At 73.7% G+C, this 22,322-nt stretch carries 21 protein-coding genes; 9 read left to right on the forward strand and 12 right to left on the reverse strand.

Annotated elements, in window-relative coordinates:
- Nucleotides 1-385: 385 nt before the first annotated feature.
- A complete protein-coding gene (locus CFP66_RS34470; RefSeq protein ID WP_094929534.1) occupies nt 386-868 on the forward strand; it encodes a metallopeptidase family protein in 483 nt (160 codons plus the stop codon).
- A gap of 16 nt (nt 869-884) precedes the next feature.
- Here CFP66_RS34470 and CFP66_RS34475 read toward each other — a convergent pair whose 3' ends face one another.
- Nucleotides 885-1,217 carry a WhiB family transcriptional regulator gene (locus CFP66_RS34475; protein WP_233159958.1) on the reverse strand — a complete coding sequence of 111 codons (333 nt, stop codon included), beginning with the start codon at nt 1,215-1,217 and terminating at the stop codon, nt 885-887.
- Between the two features lie 165 nt (nt 1,218-1,382).
- Between CFP66_RS34475 and CFP66_RS34480 the strand changes: the two genes are divergently transcribed.
- The gene (locus CFP66_RS34480) at nt 1,383-2,156 is read left to right on the forward strand and encodes a site-2 protease family protein (RefSeq protein WP_198961860.1); all 774 of its coding nucleotides are present in this window, start codon (nt 1,383-1,385) and stop codon (nt 2,154-2,156) included.
- A gap of 318 nt (nt 2,157-2,474) precedes the next feature.
- Here the strand turns inward: CFP66_RS34480 and CFP66_RS34485 are convergent, their stop codons facing one another.
- The 4 genes from CFP66_RS34485 to CFP66_RS34500 form a co-directional block, all read right to left on the reverse strand.
- Entirely contained in the window at nt 2,475-3,014 is a 540-nt protein-coding gene (locus tag CFP66_RS34485) for an NUDIX hydrolase (RefSeq protein WP_233159959.1), read from the reverse strand.
- Nucleotides 3,008-4,342, reverse strand: coding sequence for a coenzyme F420-0:L-glutamate ligase (locus tag CFP66_RS34490; protein ID WP_094929535.1), 1,335 nt, complete (start codon nt 4,340-4,342; stop codon nt 3,008-3,010). The genes CFP66_RS34485 and CFP66_RS34490 overlap by 7 nt, the downstream gene beginning before the upstream one ends.
- A complete protein-coding gene (gene cofD / locus CFP66_RS34495) occupies nt 4,335-5,327 on the reverse strand; it encodes a 2-phospho-L-lactate transferase (RefSeq protein WP_094929536.1) in 993 nt (330 codons plus the stop codon). The genes CFP66_RS34490 and cofD overlap by 8 nt, the downstream gene beginning before the upstream one ends.
- 269 nt (nt 5,328-5,596) lie before the next feature.
- Nucleotides 5,597-6,604: a LacI family DNA-binding transcriptional regulator gene (locus tag CFP66_RS34500; protein WP_233159960.1), complete on the reverse strand. Its 1,008-nt coding sequence runs from the start codon at nt 6,602-6,604 to the stop codon at nt 5,597-5,599.
- 128 nt (nt 6,605-6,732) lie between these two features.
- On the opposite strand from CFP66_RS34500, the gene CFP66_RS34505 reads away from it, so the two are divergent.
- The 4 genes from CFP66_RS34505 to CFP66_RS34520 are packed head-to-tail and all read left to right on the forward strand — an operon-like array spanning nt 6,733 to nt 11,713.
- The gene (locus tag CFP66_RS34505) at nt 6,733-8,547 is read left to right on the forward strand and encodes a glycoside hydrolase family 127 protein (protein WP_094929538.1); all 1,815 of its coding nucleotides are present in this window, start codon (nt 6,733-6,735) and stop codon (nt 8,545-8,547) included.
- A 19-nt stretch (nt 8,548-8,566) separates the two neighbouring features.
- Nucleotides 8,567-9,880, forward strand: coding sequence for a sugar ABC transporter substrate-binding protein (locus tag CFP66_RS34510; RefSeq protein WP_094929539.1), 1,314 nt, complete (start codon nt 8,567-8,569; stop codon nt 9,878-9,880).
- The gene (locus CFP66_RS34515) at nt 9,877-10,812 is read left to right on the forward strand and encodes a carbohydrate ABC transporter permease (RefSeq protein ID WP_094929540.1); all 936 of its coding nucleotides are present in this window, start codon (nt 9,877-9,879) and stop codon (nt 10,810-10,812) included. The genes CFP66_RS34510 and CFP66_RS34515 overlap by 4 nt, the downstream gene beginning before the upstream one ends.
- A gap of 4 nt (nt 10,813-10,816) precedes the next feature.
- Nucleotides 10,817-11,713: a carbohydrate ABC transporter permease gene (locus CFP66_RS34520; RefSeq protein WP_094929541.1), complete on the forward strand. Its 897-nt coding sequence runs from the start codon at nt 10,817-10,819 to the stop codon at nt 11,711-11,713.
- Between the two features lie 48 nt (nt 11,714-11,761).
- Here CFP66_RS34520 and CFP66_RS34525 read toward each other — a convergent pair whose 3' ends face one another.
- The 5 genes from CFP66_RS34525 to CFP66_RS34545 all read right to left on the reverse strand — a co-directional run bounded on the left by CFP66_RS34525 (nt 11,762) and on the right by CFP66_RS34545 (nt 16,377).
- Entirely contained in the window at nt 11,762-12,673 is a 912-nt protein-coding gene (locus CFP66_RS34525; protein ID WP_094929542.1) for a DNA-3-methyladenine glycosylase, read from the reverse strand.
- A 5-nt stretch (nt 12,674-12,678) separates the two neighbouring features.
- The gene (locus tag CFP66_RS34530; RefSeq protein ID WP_094929658.1) at nt 12,679-13,749 is read right to left on the reverse strand and encodes a sugar phosphate nucleotidyltransferase; all 1,071 of its coding nucleotides are present in this window, start codon (nt 13,747-13,749) and stop codon (nt 12,679-12,681) included.
- Between the two features lie 14 nt (nt 13,750-13,763).
- Nucleotides 13,764-14,540, reverse strand: coding sequence for a glycosyltransferase family 2 protein (locus CFP66_RS34535; protein WP_094929543.1), 777 nt, complete (start codon nt 14,538-14,540; stop codon nt 13,764-13,766).
- Between the two features lie 106 nt (nt 14,541-14,646).
- A complete protein-coding gene (locus tag CFP66_RS34540) occupies nt 14,647-15,498 on the reverse strand; it encodes a lipopolysaccharide assembly protein LapB (protein WP_094929544.1) in 852 nt (283 codons plus the stop codon).
- Nucleotides 15,499-15,549: 51 nt separating this feature from the next.
- On the reverse strand, nt 15,550-16,377 hold the full coding sequence (locus CFP66_RS34545) for a glycosyltransferase (RefSeq protein WP_094929545.1): 828 nt from the start codon (nt 16,375-16,377) through the stop codon (nt 15,550-15,552).
- A 165-nt stretch (nt 16,378-16,542) separates the two neighbouring features.
- Between CFP66_RS34545 and CFP66_RS34550 the strand changes: the two genes are divergently transcribed.
- The gene (locus CFP66_RS34550; protein WP_094929546.1) at nt 16,543-18,240 is read left to right on the forward strand and encodes an LCP family protein; all 1,698 of its coding nucleotides are present in this window, start codon (nt 16,543-16,545) and stop codon (nt 18,238-18,240) included.
- A 30-nt stretch (nt 18,241-18,270) separates the two neighbouring features.
- On the forward strand, nt 18,271-18,990 hold the full coding sequence (locus CFP66_RS34555; protein WP_094929547.1) for a TIGR03089 family protein: 720 nt from the start codon (nt 18,271-18,273) through the stop codon (nt 18,988-18,990).
- Nucleotides 18,991-19,009: 19 nt separating this feature from the next.
- Here CFP66_RS34555 and CFP66_RS34560 read toward each other — a convergent pair whose 3' ends face one another.
- Entirely contained in the window at nt 19,010-20,167 is a 1,158-nt protein-coding gene (locus tag CFP66_RS34560; protein WP_094929548.1) for an acyl-CoA dehydrogenase, read from the reverse strand.
- A gap of 59 nt (nt 20,168-20,226) precedes the next feature.
- Between CFP66_RS34560 and CFP66_RS34565 the strand changes: the two genes are divergently transcribed.
- Nucleotides 20,227-20,904 (forward strand): TetR family transcriptional regulator, encoded by a 678-nt coding sequence (locus CFP66_RS34565; protein WP_094929549.1) that lies wholly within the window; start codon nt 20,227-20,229, stop codon nt 20,902-20,904.
- A gap of 83 nt (nt 20,905-20,987) precedes the next feature.
- Here the strand turns inward: CFP66_RS34565 and CFP66_RS34570 are convergent, their stop codons facing one another.
- Nucleotides 20,988-21,980: a hypothetical protein gene (locus tag CFP66_RS34570; protein ID WP_198961861.1), complete on the reverse strand. Its 993-nt coding sequence runs from the start codon at nt 21,978-21,980 to the stop codon at nt 20,988-20,990.
- Between the last annotated feature and the right edge of the window lie 342 nt (nt 21,981-22,322).

Genomic DNA, 22,322 nt, shown 5'->3' on the forward strand with positions numbered 1-22,322 from the left:
GCTGCCCCACCCACGCGAGTCGCTGCCCCACCCACGCGAGTCGCTGCCCCACCCACGCGAGTCGCTGCCCCACCCACGCGAGTCGCTGCCCCACCCACGCGAGTCGCGTCGCCATCCGCGTGTCTGCGAGTCCCAGGTGCGCTCTGACGGTGCAGATCGGCGCGAGCCGCACGCCGTGGTCGCGCGGACGGCGCTGGTGTGCTGCTCGCGCATGGTGATCGTTCCGACCAGCACCCTGGCGCCCGCGCGGGGACCACCGCGAGCGGCTCGGAGCGATCTCCGGCGGCGGCACCGAGCTCGGAGGGTCGCCGGGGTGGGTGGTGTCCTCGCGCGCCGCCGCGTCGGGGAGTGGGAGCGGGTGCCGGGGGGCCGTAGGATTCGCGGGGTGACGACCGCGCGCCGGACTCTGCGCCGCTCGCCCCGCAGGCGGGACCGCCGGGGGCGGGGCCTGCGCGGATTGATGTACCCGGCCACCACGCCGGCCTCGCGCACGCGGGCGGAGAGGTTCGACGCCCTGGTGCTGGAAGCGCTGGAGCCGATCGAGCTGCGCTGGGGCTCCGAGCTCGCCGAGCTCGACCTCGCCGTGGACGAGGTCCCCGAGGTCGAGGAGACCTCGCCGGACGAGGTGGTGTGGGGGCAGGGCGTGCTCGCCGACGTCGGAGTGCCCCTCGCCCAGCTCGTGCCGGCCGGAGTCGACCCCGAAGGTTTGCCGTCGCGGGCCCGGATCGTGATCTACCGGCGGCCGCTCGAGGCCCGCGCCCGCGTGGGCGCCGACCTCGCCGACCTGCTGCACGAGGTGCTCGTGGAGCAGGTGGCGGAGTACCTGAACATCGAGCCGGACGCCGTCGACGGCGGCGAGGGCCAGTAGCCGACGGCGCGCCCGGTCAGGAGGCGGCGCGGCGCAGCCGGCGGCGCTCCCGTTCGGAGAGCCCACCCCAGATGCCGAAACGCTCGTCGTGGGCGAGCGCGTAGTCGAGGCACTCGGCGCGCACCTCGCACCCGGAGCAGATGCGCTTGGCCTCGCGCGTGGAGCCGCCCTTCTCGGGGAAGAACGCCTCCGGATCGGTCTGCGCGCAGAGCGCGCGCTCCTGCCAGTCCTGCTCCTCGGATTCGTCCTCGCCCAGTACCGCGACCGCCTCCCCGAACGGGTCGGCGGCCGGATACGGAACCCCCGCTGTGGTTTCGACCAGCTCCATCGTGGCTGTGATGACGTTCACCTTGCCCACCTCCCCGCGCGCCCCCGGCGTGGCCGCCACCAACCCTACGGGCTGGGAATGACAGCGATGTAAGTACAGCGCTGTCGGTTCCAGGTTTGCAAGTTGAAGCTGCCGACCGGGTGACGCAGTCCACCCGGTCGGTCCCCCGATCAGCACAATGAGCGGGTGCGCGCGACCTCTGATCGGATCAGTCCCTGGTTCCTCCTCCTCGTCGCGATCACGGCCGCCGGAGCGCTGTTCGCCGTCGTCGGAACGCCGGCCGCGGTCGCCTCGGGAACGTCACCGCTGCTCACGGCAGGTGTGGTGCTGCTGGTGCTGGGCGGCTGGGCGGTCTCGCTGTGCCTGCACGAGTTCGGGCACGCCGCCGTCGCCTACCGCGCGGGCGACCGGTCGGTGCGGTCGAAGGGCTACCTCACCCTCGACATCCGGCGCTACACCGACGTGGGGCTGTCGTTCGTGCTCCCGATCGTGATCCTCCTCGTAGGCGGGATCCCGCTGCCCGGTGGCGCTGTGTGGATCAACCACGCCGCGATCCGCTCCCGAGGCGCGCGGAGCCTCGTGTCGCTCGCAGGCCCGGCGACGAACCTGGTGCTCGGCGCTCTGCTCACCGCGGCCGTCGCGCTGGTGCCGATGCCGATCGGACTCGCCGTCGGGCTCTCCTGCCTGGCGTTCATCCAGGTGATCGCGTTCGTGCTCAACATCATCCCGATCCCCGGGCTCGACGGGTTCGGCATCCTCGAGCCGTTCCTGTCGCTGTCCGCGCGCCGGCTGGCGGCACGAGTGCGGCCCTGGGCGCCGCTCGTGCTGTTCCTGCTGATCATCGCAGTGCCGGGCGTCTCCTCGGCGTTCTTCCAGGCGACGGGCAACCTCTTCGCGGCAGTCGGCGGCAACACGGAGCTCGCATTCGTCGGCTACGACGAGCTGCGCTTCTGGGAGTGAGGCGAGGCACAGCGGGTACGGCTGTCGGGTAGGGCGATCCTCGCGAACAAGGGGAAACCATGCGCGTCCACGCCACCGGCCCCGCCGGGCCCGGCCCCGAGCCGGAGCCGCCAGGACCCGAGCCCTTCCCTCCGTCGCCGCCGAAACCGCCGGACCCACCGGAGCCACCGCTCCCGCCCGCCCCGCCCGTGCACCGGACCTGACCGCACGGCGGAACCTGACGCGCTGGTGCCTCCCGGACGCGTCGACTCGCGGGCCGCACAGCACGACTCGCGGGCCCCACAGCACGACTCGCGGGGCTCACGCGACTCGCGGGCCTCAGCCCAGGCGGGTCCGCGCGGCGGCGACCATCGTGGGGACGTCGGTGTCGTCGGGCAGCGCGTCGAGGGGCCACCAGCGCAGGTCGTCGGACTCGGCGCTGATCCGCGGGACCGCGCCCTGCGGGGCCCGCACGAGGAACCGGACGTCGAGGTGGCGGGTCGGCAGGCCCAGCGAGCAGGTGATCGGGTGGACGTCCACGTGCAGCGGCGCCGGGTCGATCCTGAGGCCGTCGATGCCGGACTCCTCGGTGGCCTCCCGCAGCGCGGCGTCCGCGAGGGAGGCGTCGCCGTCCTCGCAGTGCCCGCCCAGCTGCAACCACCGCCCGACGCGCGGGTGCAGGGTGAGCAGCGTGTGCTCGGCCGCGGCGTCGACGACGAGCGCGGAGGCGGTGAGGTGGCCCGGCTCGCACGAGCGCGAGCAGGCATCGTCGGGGCGGGCGTCGAGGAAGGCGAGCAGCGCGTGCCGCATGCCCTTCTGAGCCGGATCGGGCGGGTGCCAGGCCGTGAGCTCGGCGACCGCTGCGGCGGGGGCTACCACTCGAGGAACCCCTGACCCGGATCGCGCGGCGGACGCGGTGCGAGCGGCTCGACCGGCACCCCGACGGCCACGGCACCGAGCGGCTGCCAGTCCGGCGGCAGGTCCAGCACCCGGCGCACGACGTCCGGCGCGAAGATCGTCGAGCCCACCCAGCAGGAGCCGAGCCCCTCGGCCGCCAGCGCCACGAGGAACGACTGCACGGCCGCACCCCCGGCCACGGTGAACATCGTGCGCTCACCCGTGCGGCGCGCGTCGTCGGGATAGGTGTGCATGCCGTCGCCGGTGCGGAAGGCGAGCACCAGCTCGGGGGCACGGCGCAGCAGGTCGCCGCGCCGCATCCGGCGCTCCACCTCGTCCGCGGGGCGACCGTCGGATTCGAGGTGCTCGCGCCAGCGGGCCGCCATCGCGTCCAGGAGCGCCCCGCGCCGTTCACGCACCCATGCGAACCGGATCGGCGTGCTGTGGTGCGGCGCGGGCGCGGTGAGCGCCACGCCGGCGGCGCGGCGCAACGCCGCCGCGTCGACCGCGTCGTCGGTGAAGGCACGGGTGCTGCGCCGCAGCAGCACGGCCTCGCGACGGCCGCGGGCGATGGCCTCGTCGGTGCCGAGCCAGAACATGTCCTCGTCGATCGGGCGCACGAGGTCACGCGCGGTGGACCCGTCGTCCACCGGGTGCAGCCCGCGCACCACCGCCACCGGCAGGCCGCCGAGCTTGCCCTTGACGAGGTCGGCGGCCGCGGCCAGCTCGTCGGCCAGCGCCACTTCGGTGACCAGCAGCTCGTTGCCCTCGGCGTCCTGCTGCCCTTCGTAGCGGTGCAGCACGGGCAGGCCGACCGCGCCGATCGCGACGTCGGTCTGCCCGACGCGCCAGGTGCGGCCCAGCGTGTCGGTGACGACCACGGCCACCTCGACCCCGCGCAGGCGCCGCAGCTCGTCGCGCAGGCGGGCGGCGCTGGCGTCCGGATCGGCCGGGAGCAGGGCCAGCTCGTCACGACGCACGTTGGAACCGTCGACGCCCGCCGCCGCCTGCACGATGCCCAGCTTGCCCGCGACGATCAGCGTGCGGCCCCGCCGCGCCAGCACCCTCTCGGTCTCGGCGTCGACGAGCTCGCGGCGCAGGGCGTCGCGCGCCTCGGGGTCGGTCGGGGCGGGCACGAGCCTGCCCTCCACCTTGGAGAACACCTTCGAGGTGACGACCACGACGTCGCCGTCGGCGATCCAGGGTGCGGCCTCGGCGAGAGCACCCGCGAAGTCGTCGCCGGGACGGAAGTCGGGCAGCCCGCGGACCGGCAGGACCGTCAGCCCCTCGGGGGCGGCGTGGTCACGCAACGGTCGTCCCCGCCAGCTCCAGCGCCCGGCGCACCATCTCGGCGGTGGCGTCCACGTCGGACATCAGCAGCGGGACCGCCTGGACCTCGACGCCCGGGACGTCGGCGGCGTCGCCGGTGTGCACGAGCCAGCCGTCGAGCACCCCGCCGTCGGCGCGGGCACCGAGGTGCCGCCCGACCGCCTCGGCGCTGGTCTCCACGCCGATCGTGGTGAGGCAGGCGTCGGCCATCCCGCGCACCGGCTTGCCGCCCACGATCGGCGACAGCCCCACGACCTTCGCCGTCGTCTCGCGCAGCGCCTCGCGCACGCCCGGCACGGCGAGGATCGTGCCGATGCTGACGACCGGGTTGGACGGCGCGAGCAGCACTGCGTCGGCGTCGCGGATCGCGTCGCGCGCCGCCGGCAGCACGCTCGCCTGCTCGGCACCGACCGAGACGATGTCGTAGGCGGGCAGCTCGGCCCGGTGCCGCACCCACCACTCCTGGAAGTGGATCGCCTTGCGCGCCTTCGGGCCGGTCTCCGGGTCGTCGACGACCACGTGGGTCTCGACCCGGTCGTCGGTGGCCGGCAGCAGCCGGACGCCCGGGCGCCACCGGTCGCACAGCGCGGTGACGACGTCGGCGAGCCCGTACCCCGCGCGCAGCATCCGGCTGCGGACGAGGTGGGTGGCGAGGTCGCGGTCGCCGAGGCCGAACCAGGTGGGCTCGGCTCCGTAGGCGGCGAGCTCGTCGCGCACCGTCCAGGACTCGCCGACCCGGCCCCAGCCGCGCTCGGTGTCGATCCCACCGCCGAGGGTGTACATGCAGGTGTCGAGGTCCGGGGTGATCCGCAGGCCGTGCATCCAGACGTCGTCACCGACGTTCACCACGGCCGTGACCTGGTGCTCCGACTCCCCCTCACCAGTGGCCGGCAACCCGAGCGCCGCCTTCACCCCGAGCAGGAACCGGGCCCCACCGACGCCACCGACCAGCACCGTGACTCTCACGCGCGCGAGCCTACGCGCGCGTGATCCGCGCGCTGGGGCTCGCCCGGCACGCGACTCCCCGACGCCGTACGCACCATCGGCGCTCACGCGGCCTGTGATCACCGGACGGGTGCAGGGGCGGCATCACGTCGCCGCTGTTGCACCCGATCGACGATCACGCACCCAAGGTTCCGGCTCGCGCCGCCCATAGCGCGACACCCGCGCAGGCAGACCCCGACTCGCGGGCAGGAGACCCCGACTCGCGGGCAGCCAGACCCCGACTCGCGGGGTCAGTCGGGCAGGGTCGAGGCGCGGACCACGAGCCGGGCCGGGAGCTCCACCGTTCCGCGGTGCGCACGGCCGGCCACCGCGTCCAGCAGCAGCCGGGCGGCGTGGCGGCCCAGCTCCTCCAGCTCCAGGTCGACCGTCGTGAGCGGCGGACGGCTGGCCAGCGCCATCACGTCCCAGTTGTCGTAGCCGGTGACGGCGACGTCCTCGGGGATGCGCCTGCCCAGCTCGCGCAGCCGTTCGCAGACACCGCGCGCGATCTGGTCACTGCCGCAGGAGATCGCGTCGAGATCGGGGTGGGCGCGCATCAGCAGGTCCACGGCATGGCGACCCCAGCGCTCGCTCCACTCGCCGTAGAGCGGCGGGCCGCGGAACGCCTCTCCGGCCGCATCGACGGCCGCGGACGCCCGCTGCACGGCGCTGCGATGCCGCTGCGGGCCGGTGACGTGGGCGATCGCGGTGCGCCCGATGTCCAACAGGTGCCCGACGGCCGCGGTGGCGCCGCCCCGGTCGTCGACGACGACCGAGGCGTCGGCCGGGTCGGTCGAGCTAGAGAACGCGTAGACGACGGGGATGGGCACGTCGATCGGCGGGCGCGGCTCGGTGCGCCGCCCGGTGACGATGATCCCGTCCACGCGGCGGGCGAGCAGGGTGCGCACGTAGTGCTGCTCGCGCAACGGGTCGTCGCGGGTGTCGCACAGCAGCAGGGCCATCTCCCCCGCGGACAGCGCGTCCTCGGCGCCCAGCATGATCGGGATGCTGAAGCGGCCGGAGCTGTCGGTCGTGACCAGCCCCACCGTGTAGCTGCGCCCAGACGACAGGGCACGGGCACGCCCGTCGGGCGTGAAGCCCAACTGCTCGGCGGCACGGCGGACTCGCTCGCGGGTCTCGCTGCGCAGCTGGCCCGTGTCGTTCAGGGCTTTGGACGCGGTTCCCGGCGAGACCCCGGCCAGCGCCGCGACGTCGGTGATGCGGACGACGCCGGCGCGGCTCGACGCACTGCTCGCCACCGGCACCCCTTTCCGTACGTTCCGGCCTCGTCGCATCGTAGCGGCACAAGGCCTTGACTGCCCGGGGCACCCACTCTACCGTCGGGCCGGAAATCGAATTCCTTGTTTCCGTGACACGCAGGAGTGGCATGACGGCGACCTCGCCCCGGACCGGCACCACCAGCACTCGTGGACCCGCCGCCCCGACGACCGCGGCGCAGGTGGCGCTGCACCCGCTCGGTCTCGGCGAAGCGACGATCACCGGTGGTTTCTGGGCCGACCGCCAGCAGGCGAACACCACCGCCATCCCGCTCGGGCGCCGGCGCCTCGAGGAGGCGGGCAACCTCACCAACCTGAGGATCGCCGCGGGCCGCGCGGAGGGCGAGGCGATCGGCCCGATCTTCGCCGACTCCGACGTCTACAAGTGGCTCGAGGCCGTGGCGTGGGAGTACGCCCGGCAGCCCGCCGACGAGCTGCTGGCGATGCAGCGGGAGGCCACCGCGATCGTCGCCGAGGCGCAGGCCGGCGACGGCTACCTGAACTCCGTGGTGCAGGTCCGCCACGCCGACGAGCGCTACACCGACCTGCCGTGGAGCCACGAGCACTACTGCGCGGGCCACCTCATCCAGGCCGCCGTCGCCCAGGTGCGCTGCACCGGCGACACGGCACTGCTCGACGTGGCCGTGAAGGTCGCCGACCACCTTGCCGACACGTTCGGGGAGGACCGCCGCCACGACGTCGACGGCCACCCGGTGATCGAGATGGCGCTCGTCGAGCTGCACCGCGAGACCGGCGACCCCCGCCACCTGGAGCTCGCCCGCTACTTCGTCGAGGCCCGCGGCCACGGTCTGATCAGCGCCTACGGCCACGACCCGACCTACTTCTCCGACCGCGTCCCGGTGCGGGAGGCCACCACGGTGGAGGGCCACGCGGTGCGCGCGGTCTACCTGGCCGCCGGCGCCGCCGACGTCGCGGCGGAACGGGGCGACACCGCCCTGCTCGACGCCCTCGCCACGCAGTTCGACCACATGCTCGCCACCAAGACCTACCTCACCGGTGGCCTCGGCGCGCGGTGGGACCGGGAGGCCTTCGGCGACCCCTACGAGCTGCCCACCGACCGCGCCTACGCCGAGACCTGCGCGGCGATCGGCGGCGTCCAGTGGGCGTGGCGGATGCTGCTGGCCACCGGCGACGCCCGCTACGCCGACGCGATCGAGCGCATGCTGTTCAACGGCTTCCTGGCCGGGCTCTCGCTGTCGGGCTCCGAGTACTTCTACGTCAACCCGCTGCAGCACCGCAGCGACGCCCACGCCGACGGCGACCGCTCCCCCGCCCACGGCCGGCGCGGCTGGTTCGACTGCGCCTGCTGCCCGCCCAACGTGATGCGCACGCTGTCCGGGCTGGAGGGCTACCTCGCCACCCACGACGGCGGCGGCGTCCAGCTGCACCAGTACGCACCGGGGACCGTCACGGCCGGCGCGACCACGCTGACCGTCGAGACCGAGTACCCCTGGGACGGGCTGGTGCGGGTGCGCGTCGACGCCGCAGACGCCCCCCTCACCCTGTCCCTGCGGGTGCCGGCCTGGGCGACGGGAGCCACCCTCGACGGCGCACCGGTGGGATCCGGCTACGCCCGTGTTCAGGTCGCCCGGGGTGACGTGGTCGAGCTGAACCTGCCGATGGAGGTCCGCACCACCACCGCGCACCCGCGCGTCGACGCCGTGCGCGGCTGCGTCGCGCTGGAGCGCGGACCGCTGGTCTACGCGGCCGAGCAGGCCGATCACGACACCCCGGTGGACGACCTGCACATCGACCCGGCTGCTCCGTGTGCGAGCGCGCACCGCCCGGACCTGCTGGGCGGCGTCACCGTCGTCACCGCGGGCGAGCTGACCCTCGTGCCGTACTTCGCCTGGGCCAACCGCGGACCCGCACCGATGCGGGTCTGGATCCCGACCACCACCTGAGGACCCGGAAAAGAGGGCAATGACGACCTCACGACGCGGTTTCCTCCGGCTCGCCGGCCTCGGCGCGCTCGCGGCGGGACTGCCCGCCTGCAGTTCCGTGCTGCCGGCGCCGGACACCTCGGCGCCCGGCTTCGGCACCTCGGCCACGGGCCTCGTCCGGGTCTGGTGCCGGGCGAACACCCAGGAGGGCCTCACCGCGCTGGTGGAGTCGTTCAACGCGAGCCAGGACCGGCTGGCCGTCGAGCTGACGCCGATCCCGGACGTCCAGTACGTCACGAAGCTCGCGACCGCGATTCGGGCGCGGGACGTGCCGGACCTGGTGGACATCGACGACATCAACTCGCTGCTGTTCGTCTACCGGGACGCGTTCACCGACCTGACCGACCTGATCGCGGATCTCGATTTCGCCGACCGGCTCAGCCCCGGTCACCTGGCACTGGCGACGGTCGGCGGCCGCCGCTACGCCGTGCCGTACCTGGCCGACAACTCCGCGCTGTTCTGCAACACGCGGCTGTTCGAGCGGGCCGGCCTCGACGTCGACGAGGCCACGACCGACCTGGACTCCCTGCTCGACGCCGCGCGGCGGATCACCGCGCTCGGCGGCGACGTGCGCGGCTGGACCTTCCCCGGCAACAACCAGGGCTCGCTCGGGTTCGTGGTGCAGCCGCACGTGTGGGCGGCCGACACCGACCTCATCCGCGGCGAGGTCGGCGCCCAGAGCGGCAACGTGGCAGGCAACGACGCCGTGGCCCGGCTGCTGGAGTTCTACCGCGCCCTCTGGGTGGACGGGCTCGTGCCGCCGGAGAACTTCGCCGACGACGCCTCCCGCTGGGGCTCGGACTACAAGGCCGGGCGGATCGGCATGATCCCCTCCAACTACAGCACGGTCACCACGGACACGGACCCCGAGCTCGTGGCGGCCACCACGGTGCGGCTGCTGCCCGGTCCCGACGGCGGGCGCGCCTTCTTCGACGGCGGCGACAACATGTGCATCCCCCGCGGCGCCGCCAACGCGTCCGGAGCCTGGGAGTTCGCGCGGTTCGCGCTCGACCTGCCGCAGCAGTCGGCGCTGCCCGAGGGCGGTTTCACGCCGGTGCGCTCCGACGTCGCGACACCGGAGTTCGCGGCGCGGCACCCGCTCGTGCTCCCGCCCCTGCTGAACCAGGACGAGGGCTACGCGCCGCAGACGCTGTCATACAACCAGATCTACAACCAGCCCGACGGCCCGTGGCTCACGATGCTCCGCCGCGCGGTCTTCGACGGCGAGATCGAGGCGGCCATGGCAGAAGCGCAGATCGGCTACGACCGCATCCTCCGGCAGGCCCAGGCATGACCGCCGTGTCCACCGCCGAGCGGCCCGCGCCGCCCGCGCCGTCCGGCGCCCGCGGAGCGCGGCGTTCACTGACCCACCCCCCGCGCGTCGGGCTCCTGCTCGTCACGCCCGCGCTGGCGCTGATCGCGGTGTTCGTCCTCGCGCCACTGCTGTTCGCCCTGGGGATCTCCTTCACGAACTGGCCGCTGATCGGCGATGTCGGGTTCACCGGCCTCACCAACTACGTGAGCATCGGCAGCGACCTCGGCTTCCTGCACGCGGTGCTCTACACGCTGCTCTACACCGGCATCGTCACGCTGCCGATCCTCGTGCTCGGCTACGCGCTCGCGGTGCTCGTGCGCAGCAGGCGCCGCGGGGCCACCCTGCTGCGCACCGTGTTCTTCCTGCCGTTCGTGGTGGGCCTGACCACGCTGTCGTTCATCACCCTGCTCGAGGCGCAGCCGAACAGCGGCGCGATCAACCTGGTGCTCGCGGCGCTCGGCATCACCGACGGCAGCACGGCCTGGCTGGTGGACGGGCCGCTGGCCACGGTACTCGTCTCCGCGCTGGTGATCTGGGGCGTGTCCGGGCTGACCATGCTGCTGCTGATGGGCGGGATGCAGGCGATCCCGCGCGAGGTCTACGAGTCGGCCGACCTGGACGGCGCGAGCTGGTGGCAGCAGGAGTGGCGGATCACGATCCCGATGCTGCGCCGCACGATCGCGATGTCGCTGGTGATCTCGGTGATCGGCTCGCTGCTCGCGTTCACGCAGTTCTACATCCTCACCCAGGGCGGGCCGGGCTCGGCGACGGCCACCGTGGTGCTCTACATCTACAAGCGCGCCTTCGTGCAGCTCCAGCTCGGCGCGGCCACGGCCCTGTCTGTCGTGCTGGTGGTCGTGGTCGCGCTGGTGACGGCCCTGCAGATGTGGCTCGTCCGAGGCGAGGAGTGAACCGATGACCGTCGTCGCACCCGCAGCACGCAGCACGGGCACCGGCCGCACGAGCACCGGCAGGCGTGAGACCCGGATGAAGCGCCTGCTCTACACCGTCGGGGGCACCGGCGCGTTCCTGGTCTTCGCCGTGCCGCTGGCCTGGGCCCTGTTCCGGTCGCTGCAGCCGGGCGACGTCATCGTGGCGGCCCCGGACCCGGCCACCTTCTTCGACCTGACCGGCGAGAACTTCGCGGCGCTCGTGACCGGCCCGGGCAACCTCATCCGCTCGGTGGGCAACAGCCTCGTCGTGGCCCTGTCGTGCGCGGTTCTGACCACGGTGCTGGCCACCGCGGCCGGCTACGGGTTCGCCCGGTTCCGCTTCCGGGCCGGTCCTCTCCTGTTCGCGCTGGTGGTGGCATCGATGATGGTGCCGTTCCAGGCCATCCTCACGCCGCTGTACCTGCAGATGAACCTCATGCGGCTCACCGACAGCCTGCTCGGGCTCGTGCTGTTCACCACCACGCTGAACCTGCCGTTCGGGGTGCTGGTGATGCGCAACGCGTTCTCCTCGATCCCCGGCGAGCTGGAGGACTCCGCGCACATCGACGGCGCGGGGACCGTCCGGATCGTCACCTCGGTGCTGCGCCCGCTGATCACGCCGGGCGCCGCGACCGTCGCCCTCTACGCGTTCCTCGCCGCGTGGACAGAGTTCCTCGGCGCGCTGACGTTCCTCACCGACAGCGACCTCTACACGCTGCCGGTGGCCATGGTGAACCTGCAGCAGGGCGCCTACGGGCAGATCGACTTCGGCTTCATCGCGGCCGGCTCGGTGATCGCGATGATCCCCTGCGTGATCCTCTACGTGGGACTCCAACGCTTCTACGTGGCAGGCCTGGCCAGCGGAGCGGTGAAGGGCTGAAGGTCCCGCACCCCGCTCCCCATGCCCGCACCTTGGAGTGGGCGCTCGTCAGATCGCCCGGTAGTCCCTCGGGCTGTAGCGGGGGCCGAATCGCGGGCGCTTGAAGCCCGACAGCTCCACGTAGCGCACCGCCCGCTGGCGCTGTGGCGCGTAGGGGGCCAGGACGCCCAGCATCCCGGCGTCGTCGAGCGGGCGGCCCACGAGCGCCCAGCCCACCAGGGTGGGGATGTGGAAGTCGCCGACGCTCACGGCGTCCGGGTCGCCCCAGGCGCGCTGCGCGATCTCGGCCGCGGTCCACACGCCGATGCCCGGGACCTTGCGCAGCAGCTCCCGGCCGCGCTCGCCGCCCAGCTCGCAGGCCGCCTCCAGCCGGTGGGCCACCGCGGCGCAGGCCAGGATGGCGCGCCTGCGGGCGAGGTCGACGCCGGCGCGGTGCCACTCCCAGTCCGGGATCGCCCGCACCTGCGCCGGGGACGGCGGCACCCGCATGCCGTCGGGAGCGGGTCCGGGCGGCGGGTCGCCGAAGCGCCGGCACAGCTCCCGCCACGACCGCCGCGCCTCGGTGCCGGTGACCTTCTGCTCCAGCACCGAGGGCACCAGCATGTCCCACACGCGCATCGACGCGCCGAGGCGCAGCCCGGGCATCCGCCGGTGCGCGTCGGCGACGAGCGGGTGGTGGGCCACGAACTCCTCGGGCCGGTCCGCGGCGCCCAGCAGCGCCGGGATCCCGTCGAGCGACCACTGCGCACCCGGCCCCCACGCCTGCGCGGCGACGGTGCCGTCCGGCTGGCGGTGCAGCCGCAGGGTGGCCGGGCCGTCCGGCGTGCTGCCGGTGCGCCAGACCGCCGAGCCGTCGGCGCGCCAGCTGGGGTCACCGGGGCCCCGGCGCAGCGGCGCGAGCACACCGGCGACGTCCAGCCGGAAGTCCGGCCGCCACTCGCGGGTGCTCGCGCCGGCCACGACCGTCAGACGTCCGGGGAGAAGCGCAGCCCGTGCGGGGGCAGCGTCACGTCGGGCCAGACGCGCATGCCGAACCGCAGCTCGCAGCCCGCACCCACGACCGCGCGGTCGCCCACGACGGCGTCGAACAGAGCGGCGCTCTCCTCGATCCGCGCACCGTTGCCGACGACCGAGTTCACGACGCGGGCGTTGTCCTCGACGACGGCGCCGTCGAACAGCATCGAGGCATCGACGCGGGCGCCCTTGCCGATCGTGACGCCGCGCCCGACGATCGTGCCGCCGAACACGCGCGCGGTGTCGTCGACCTGCGCACCGTCGAGCAGCAGCGCCTCACCGGCCGGCCCGGGCAGGGCGGCCGAGGGCGCCACGCCGCGGACCAGGTCGGCCGAGCCGTGCACCAGGTCGAGCGGGGTGCCCAGGTCACGCCAGTAGGCCGTGTCGACGTGGCCCGACACCCGTGCGCCGGCCTCCAGCAGCCCGGGGAACGTCTCGCGCTCCACCGAGACCGGGCGACCCTCCGGGATCGACTCGATCACCTCGCGGCGGAACACGTAGCACCCGGCGTTGATCTGATCGGTGGGCGGGTCCTCGGTCTTCTCGAGGAACGCGGTGACCCGGCCGTCGTCGTCGGTGGGCACGCAACCGAACGCGCGCGGGTCCTGCACGCGCACCAGGTGCAGCGTGGCATCGGCCTTCGTGCGGCGGTGGGTGTCGACCACGGCGTTCAGATCGGTGCCGCACAGGACGTCACCGTTGAACACCAGCACGTCGGGGGCGGTCAGGTACTTGAGGACGTTGCGGATGCCGCCCCCGGTGCCCAGCGGCTCGGTCTCGACCACGTACTCGAGCTCCAGCCCCATCTCCGAGCCGTCACCGAAGTACTCGGAGAAGGTCTCGGCGAGGTAGCTCGTGCCGAGCACGACCCGGCGCACACCCGCCGCCCGGATCCGGGAGAGCAGGTGCGCCAGGAACGGCACGCCGGCCGTCGGCAGCATGGGCTTGGGGGCCGACAGCGTGAGCGGCCGCAGCCGTGTCCCCTTGCCGCCGACCAGCACCACGGCCTCGACGTCGTCCAGCACGCGTTCTCCTCCTACGTTCTCGGATCGGGTAGGCGGCGCGCGAGCGCCGCCAGCGCCCGCACCGGTACGGAGGCGCGGTCGCGCACGTACCGGTGCAGTCCGGCCGCGTGCGGCTCCAGGATGCCGTGTCCGTTCACGAACGTGTCATCGGGCTCGACATCCACGCCCGCGTCCGCCACCGCGACGACCAGCCAACCGGCCCGGCCCAGCCGGTCCCCCAGGTCGACGTCGCCGATCTCGCCGGGCCCACCCAGGTAGCGGCCGTCGAGACCGTCCACGGAGTCCCAGGCGGTGCGGCGCACGAGCACGGCTGCCGTGGACAGCCATCCGGTCGGCCCGGTCACCGCGCCGCGCGGGATCCGTCCGCCCGCCGCGGCGAGCACCCCCGGCAGGGCTCCACCGGTCGGGATCACGGATCCCCCCGCGTGCGTGCGCGGCCCCAGCAGGCCGGCGCGCGGGTGGCGAGCGGCCGCGTCGAGGAGCGCGTCGACCGCCCCCGGCCGCCATCGCACCCGCGGATCGCTGAGCAGGATCCAGCCCACGGACGGCTCCAGCCCGGCCACGGCGCGGTTGAGCGCGGCGGCCCGTCCGACGTCCTCGGCGAGGCGCAGCACGTCCGCATCACGCGCGGAGGACCCGCCCGCGGTGTCGACGACGAGCAGGCGCACGGGCCGTCCGGTGCCGGCGGGCAGCGCGGCCCGAAAGCCGTCGAGGCCGGGCAGGCCCCGCCGCGTGACGGTGACGACGGCGATCGCGTCGCCGTAGTCCCGGACGGGATCGGTGAACACCCACGCACGGTAGCCGCAGGCCCGCCCCGGGGTTCAGGAAAGCCACATTCACGAACGTGGGGGGGCAGGAATGTGGCTTTCCTGACCTTCCCTGGGGGGCTCGCTGTCAGTACTCGTCCAGGTCCACTCCGTCCAGCTCTGCCAGGGTCTCCACCGCCGTCTCGTCGCCCTCGTCGACCGCGAGCTGCAGGTAGTGCCGTGCCTCGTCCCGCCGGCCCTCGTCGAAGAGGAACCGGCCCAGCGCGAAGGCCCAGCCGGGTTCGGCGCGCCGCTCCGCCTCGCGGAACGCGCGCTCCGCGGCCACCGGGTCGCCGCGGACCCCGAGCAGGAACTGCGCGTGCGCGGTGTGCGCCCGCAGCGCGCCGAGCTCGCCCGCCCGCCGGTAGAGCGCGTCGGCGTCGGTCTGCCGCCCCTGCAGCGCGCGGACGTCGGCCAGCGCGACGAGGGTGTCCGGCCTGCCGTCGCTCGCGTAGGCCTCGGCGGTCTCGGCCGCCGCGGGCAGGTCGCCCGCCTCGAGCTGCAGCTCGACGAGGTTGGCCGCGGCCAGCTGGTCCCCCGCGTCCACGGCGTCGGCCAGCAGGCGCAACGCCTCCTGCAACCGACCCTCGTCGCGCAGCAGGATCGCGAGGTCGTTCGCCGCGCTGATCTCGCCGGACTCGACCGCGAGCCGCAGCGCGGCCTCGGCGCGGTCCCGCTCGCCCAGCTGCACCAGCGCGACGCCGAGCCGGCCGGCGAAGCGCACGTGCCCCTGCTCGACGAGCGTGCCCAGCCAGTCGGCGGCGGCGCGGAAGCTGCCGCTGTCGAGGTAGGCGCGGACCAGCAGGTCCGGGGCCGAGGGTTCCCCGCCCGCGACGGCCTGGCGCAGGACGTCGACGGCCTCGAGCGAACGGCCCTGGGCCAGCAGCGCGGCGCCCTGGACCGCCATGTCCTCGGGGGACGGAACGGGTGGCTCGCTCATCACTCTCCGCTCGGTCGGGTGGCGCGATGCTGCCACTCGACCGCCTGGAGATCACCGTCGGTAGGGGGCTATCACTCTCCGGTACGCCGACCGGCGTAGCCCTTCCGGGACCAACCGGTAGCCACCGCGTACGACCACGTTGCGCACGTACTGGGCGCGCGTCGTGAACCCGAGCGCGCGGAACCGGCCCTGGAGGGCCACCTCGGCGCGCAGCAGCGCGAACCCGCCGCGCCGGGCGTAGGCGCCCGCGCCCACGCGGTACTTCACGAGCGGTTCGGCGACGTTCGCCACCCGCGCGTCGGCGAGGATCAACTTCGCCCAGAGCAGGTAGTCCTCCATCTTCGCGAAGTCGCCGTAGCCCCCGACGCCGGTGACGAGGGGACGCCGGTACACGACCGTCGGATGGTTGAACGGGGTCGCGAAGCGGGCCCGCCGGATGATCTCGGTGGGGTCGGTCGGCACCGTGCGCGCGCCGACCACCTCGTCCGGGTCGTCGCCGAACTCCAGCAGGCCGGAGCCGACCACGTCGACACCGGACTCGATGACGGGCATCTGCACGGCGAACCGCTGGGGCAGCGAGATGTCGTCGGCGTCCATCCGCGCCACCACGTCGTGGCGGCAGGCGGCGAGCCCGGCGTCCAGCGCGGGGCCGAGCCCGACGTTGTGCTCCAGCTCCACGACGTCCACCGGCACCGGGCTGGACGCGGCGAGCTCGGCGATCCGCTCGGCCAGCGCTGCGGGCACCGGCCCGTCACGCACGATGACGACCTGGTCGGGTCGCCGGGTCTGCGCGTCCACGGAGGAGCGGAACGCATCGGTCAGGAAATCGGGGCGGTCGCCTGCCCAGACCGGCAGCAACAGCGACAGTCGCTCGGACATCGCGGGCTCCCCTCTGCTCCGGAGCAATCCACCGGAGTCACGGTGCGTAACGAGTTCGGACGCGTCACGGGTCACCCGCGACACGCACCGCGGAGATCCGGACGAGCGCGTCCGGTGTTGCACCCTAGAAGAGCGGGTGCCGAGAGCGAGCGGAGGTGGTCATCGATGGACGGACGGGTGACCGGGGGCTCGGCCACGCAGCGCTCCGCACTGAGGGTCCACCCGGCCCGCACGTCCGGGGACCCGCGCGGCCCGCGGGAGGCGTCCCGGCGCTGGCCGTCCCGCGAACCGTCCGGGCGCCCGGCTCCCACCCGCGGGTCACGCCCCGGCGCCGCCGCACGCACGCAGGCGGCCCCGCCGCCACGGGGGCGCACTCTGCGCCGGCGCCTGCGCGTCGTGCTGGTCGTGGCATCGGTGCTCGTCCTGGCGCTCACGGGGACTGCATGGGGTCTCTACCGCGACATCACGGCGGGCATCACGACCACCGACGTCATCGCGGGCGGCGGTGACGGCGGCGCGCAGAACATCCTGCTCGTCGGCGTGGACAGCCGGACCGACGCGCAGGGCAACCCGTTGCCGCCCGAGGTGCAGCAGATGCTCAACAGCGGCCCGGACACCGGGGTGCTGAACTCGGACACGATCATCCTGCTGCACGTGCCGGAGGGCGGTGGGGCCGCAACGGCGTTCTCGATCCCCCGCGACGCCTACGTCGATATCCCCGGCTACCGCCGCGACAAGATCAATGCGGCCTACCCGGCCACCGCGGCCCGCGCGCAGGAACGGCTCGCGGCGCAGGGCGTCCGCGCCGGGAAGAGCCGCGACGCCACAGCGGCACAGGAGGGGCGCAGCGCCCTGATCGGCGCCGTCGAGCGGCTGACGGGACAGACCGTCGACCACTACGCCGAGATCAACCTGCTCGGGTTCCACAACCTCACCCAGGCCGTCGGGGGTGTGGACGTCTGCCTGCGCAAGCCGGTGGACGACGCGCTCTCCGGCGCCCACTTCCCCGCCGGCCCGCAGACGATCTCGGGGACGGACGCGCTCGCCTTCGTCCGGCAGCGGCACGGGCTCCCCGACGGCGACCTGTCCCGCATCCGCCGCCAGCAGGTGTTCCTCGCCGCCGTCGCCGACAAGGTTCTCGCCGGCGGCACCCTCACCGATCCCGCGCGGCTCGCCGCGCTCGTCGGGGTGGCGCAGCAGGCGCTCGTCATCGACGAGGGCTGGGACCTCCTCGCGTTCGTCCAGCAGGCCGCCGACATCGCGGCCGGGAACATCCAGTTCCTCACGATCCCGACGAACGGGCGCGACACGAACACGCGTGGCGACGTCGTGCTGGTCGAGCCGTTCGCGGTCGAGGCCTTCGTCGAGGAGCGGATCGCCGCCCAGCAGGCGGCCGCCGCTGCCGCGGCGGAAGCTGCGGCCGTCGAGGCCACCGACACCCCGCCCCCGCCGCCCCCACCCGTCGAGGTGATCGCGTCGCGCTACGTGGTGGACGTGGGCAACGGCTCGAACCTCGGAGGGATGGCGGGCGACGTCTCCGAGCACCTGGACGGCCTCGGCTTCGTCCCCGGGATCGTGGACAACACCGACCCTGCCGCGACGTCCGTGGTGCGCTACACCGATCCGGACGCCGAGGCCGCGCAGTCGGTGGCCGACCAGCTGGGCGGCATCGAGATCGAGAGCGACAGCGGGGTCGCCCGCGGGCACCTGCAGGTCGTGCTCGGCGCCGACTTCAACCCCACCGTCGTACCCGATCCCCCCGACGACGCACCTCCCGCCACTGCCGCCCAGCCCTCCTCCGCGGCCCCCGCCCCGCCGCCGAACGCCCCGATCACGGCGGCCGGCGTCCCCTGCGTGGACTGAGCACCTCGCACGGGTCGATAGCGTGGCCCCGTGACGCTCACCGCCGCCCTCCTGGGCCCGCTGCGCTCCGGCGCGGCCGCCGCCCGCCCACTGATCACCTTCTACGACGACGCGACCGGTGAGCGCGTCGAGCTCTCGGCGACCACCGCCGCCAACTGGGCCGCGAAGGCCGCCAACCTGCTGCGTGAGGAGTGCGACGTCGAGCCGGGCACACCCGTCGCCGTCCTGCTGCCCGCGCACTGGCAGACGGCCGCCGTGCTGCTCGCCGCGTGGTGGTGCGGCGCCGTCGTCACCGAGCCCGCCGAGGCCGAGTGGGTGCTGTGCGACGCCGACCGCGTCGACCTCGCGCTCGGGGCCGAGCCCGCGGGCGGCGTGGTGGCGCTGTCGCTCGACGCGTTCGGCGCCGGCGTGCCCGGCCTGCCCGCCGGGGTCGTCGACTTCGCCACCGAGGTCCGGCTGCAGGGCGACGAGTTCGTGCCGTGGAGCCCGGTGCCCGACGACGCTCCCGCGCTCGCCGGCGCCACGGTGGGCGAGGTGCTCGCGGCCGCGCGGGCGCGGGCGGGCGCACTCGGGATCTCCCGGGGCGACCGGGTCCTGTCCACCCTCGACTGGAGCACCGTCGACGGGCTGCGGGACGGCCTGCTCGCGGTGCTGGCCGCGGAGGCGTCGCTGGTGCAGGTGCGCCACCCCGACGAGGAGGCGATGGCCCGCCGGGCCGCCACCGAGCGCACGACGGTCCGGCTCGGCTGACCCCGGGCAACGCGGCGGATCAGCCCTTGAGCAGCGCCCGGGCCATCACCAACCGCTGGATCTGGTTGGTGCCCTCGTAGATCTGGGTGATCTTCGCGTCGCGCATCATCCGCTCCACGGGGAAGTCGCGCGTGTAGCCGGCGCCGCCGAGCAGCTGCACGGCGTCGGTGGTGACGCTCATCGCCGTGTCGGAGGCGAAGCACTTCGCCGCGCTGGAGATGAACCCGAGCTTCGGCTCCCCGCGCTCGGCGCGCGCGGTGGCGACGTAGACGAGTTGGCGCGCGGCCTCCACCTTCATCGCCATGTCGGCCAGCATGAACTGCAGTCCCTGGAACTCGGCCAGGCGCTTGCCGAACTGCTTGCGCTCCTTGATGTAGGCGGTGGCGACGTCGAGCGCGCCCTGCGCGATGCCGACCGCCTGGGCGCCGATCGTCGGGCGGGTGTGGTCGAGTGTGGCGAGCGCGGTCTTGAAGCCGGTGCCCTCGGCGCCGATCATCCGGTCCGCGGGGATCGTGCAGTCGGTGAAGTAGATCTCCCGGGTGGGCGAGCCGTTGATGCCGAGCTTGCGCTCCTTCGGGCCGACCTCGAAGCCCGGGTCGTCGCGGTGCACCACGAACGCGGAGATCCCGTTGGCCTTCTTCTCCGGGTCGGTCACGGCCATGACCGTGTACCAGGTGGACTCGCCCGCGTTGGTGATCCAGCACTTGGTGCCGTTCAGCACCCAGGAGTCGCCGTCGCGGCGCGCGCGGGTCGTCATCGACGCGGCGTCCGATCCCGCCTCGCGCTCCGACAGCGCGTAGCTGATCATCGCCTCGCCCGCGGCGATGGAGGGCAGCACCTGCCGCTTCAGCTCGTCGGACGCGGACAGCAGGATGGGCGTGAGCCCCAACCCGTTGACGGCCGGGATCAACGAGGACGACGCGCACACGCGTGCCACCTCCTCGATCACGATGCAGCCCGACAGCTCGTCGGCACCCTGGCCGCCGTACTCCTCGGGGATGACGACGGCGTGGAACCCGGCCTTGACCAGGGCCTTCTGCGCCTCGATGGGATAGCGCCCCTGCTCGTCGACCTCCGCGGCGTACGGGGCGATCTCCTTCTCGGCGAGTGCCCGCACCGCCTCGCGCAGCGCCTCGTGCTCGTCGCTGAGCCGGTACGTGTCGAAGTCGGGGTTCATGCCCGACACTCTAACGGCACTGCGTGCCGCTACTCAAGATGCTTGCTACCCTGTGTGCCATGACCGGCGCCACCCGTCGCGGCCGCTCGCCCGAGGGGCGCGCGGAGGTCCGTCGCGAGCTGGTGGCCGCTGCCGTCCGCCTGTTCCGCAGCCACGGCTACGAGGAGACGACGGTCGACGAGATCGCGGCCGCGGCCGGCGTCGGGCGGCGGACGTTCTTCCGCTACTTCCCGAGCAAGGAGGACGCGGTCTCCCCCGACCACGAGGCCGCCCTCGCCCGGATCGCGGAGATCTTCGAGGCCGCGCACCCCACCGAGGCGGCCGCGGCGCTGGTGCTGCGGGCGGGCGAGACGGTGTTCGACCTCTACGCCGAGGACCCCGCGCTGTCGGTGGAGCGCTTCGCGTTGACGCACGAGGTGCCGGTGCTGCGCGACCGCGAGTCGGCCCGCGTGGACCACTACCGGCGGCTGTTCACCCGCCACCTGCGCCACCGCTTCGCCGGCGAGCCCGACGGGGAGCTGCGCGCGGCGGTCGTAGGGGCCGCCGTGGTGGCCGCGCACAACTTCGCGCTGCGCGCCTGGCTCGCCGACGGCGCCCCCGCCGACGGCCTGGAGGCCGGCAAGGAGCGGTTCCGCAAGGTGGCGGGCATGCTGCCCGGCGAGCGCGACGGCCTGCACGCCATGACCGAGCGCCTGGAGAAGGCCGTGGTGCGCCTGGAGCGCACGACCACACCATGACCTGCCGCACCTTGGAGCCTTGCTGCGCGATGTGAGCGCCCACAGATCGCATCCTGGCTCCAAGGTGCGGGGTGGAGGGGCGATCATGCGCGGGCGAGTTCCTCGCTCGGCGCACGGTGCCGGCCTTGCGGCCGTCGACGCCGCGCCGCTGCCACCACCATGGCCGCCGGTAGGAGGGTTCCGGCCAGCGTCGCGCCCGCGGCCGTCCAGGTGGCGGCGTCGGGGTGGATCAACGACTGGCCGCGCAGCGCCTGCCACGCGGTGATGACGAACAGCCCGGTGTAGCCCAGGATCACCAGGCCCGTCAGCTGCGCGCGCACGCGCTCGCTGCGCAACCAGCTCACGCGGCCCGCGAGGGCGGTGAGGACCAGCACGGCGAGCACGAAGACCTGGATGGCGTGCAGGCCGATGAAGTGCGGGACCCGCAGGTCGCCGCCCACCGCGCTCCAGTTGGTGATCGGCATGCCACTGCCGTCCGGCACGCCGACGCCGTGCGCGCCCCCGAGCGCGACCGGGTTGCCGTACGCGTCCTCGACGGTCCGCTTCCCCTCGCTCGACCCGGCGATGAAGAACGCCACGACCATGCCGAGGGCGGCCAGCCCGATCCCGGCCCGCAGCGCCCAGGTGAGCGCCGTCTCGCCGACGCGCTGGAACAGCAGCATGACGGCGATGATCAGGCTCACCCCGAACAACCCCATCACGCCCGACATGAAGATCTGCTGGCCGATGACGTTGACCGGGTCGGCGTTCAGGTTGAAGTGGCTGAACGTGCCGCGCGCGGCCTGCAGCGCGATGAACCCCACGTCGACGATCCCGGTGACGGCGAAGGCCGTGCCCAGCGTCCACATCGTGCGCCGCGCCCGGCGCAGCTGCGGGAGCATCCACGCGAGCGTCGCGCCGTAGATCACGAACGAGACCGCGAACTTGAACGGCTTCGACCAGATCGACTCGGTCAGGAGCTGGCGGTCGTCCACGACGAGCCCGATGCCGGCGGCGACGACCAGCCCGGCCATCGCCACGACCATGATCATGAGAGGCCGGTGCCACGACCGGAACTCGGAGACGGAGATGGACACGGTTCCCCCTGCTGCCTCGTGGTGCGACGGGAGACCATGCTCGTGCGATCGGCGCCGCACGGCGCTGGAGCGAACGCCCCTCATGCAGGTAGGGAGAACCCCCGCTGTCAGTGCGGGGTGCGGACATGCGTGATCCCCGGGCCGCAGCGGATGCTGCGCAAGCCGAGCTGGACGGGCTCGGGCCCGGGGATCACGGGTGACTGCCTGGAATTGGCCGGCACCACAACCGGCTTCCACTAGGCGGTCGGAACGAATCCTGTGGTGCTAGCGGACAGCCACCTCACGAGTCCTGTAGCTATTCAACGCTGGACCACCTCCTCTCACGTGTAGAACCACCCTACG

The organism is Pseudonocardia sp. MH-G8 (genome assembly GCF_002262885.1).
Classification (GTDB): Bacteria; Actinomycetota; Actinomycetes; order Mycobacteriales; family Pseudonocardiaceae; genus Pseudonocardia.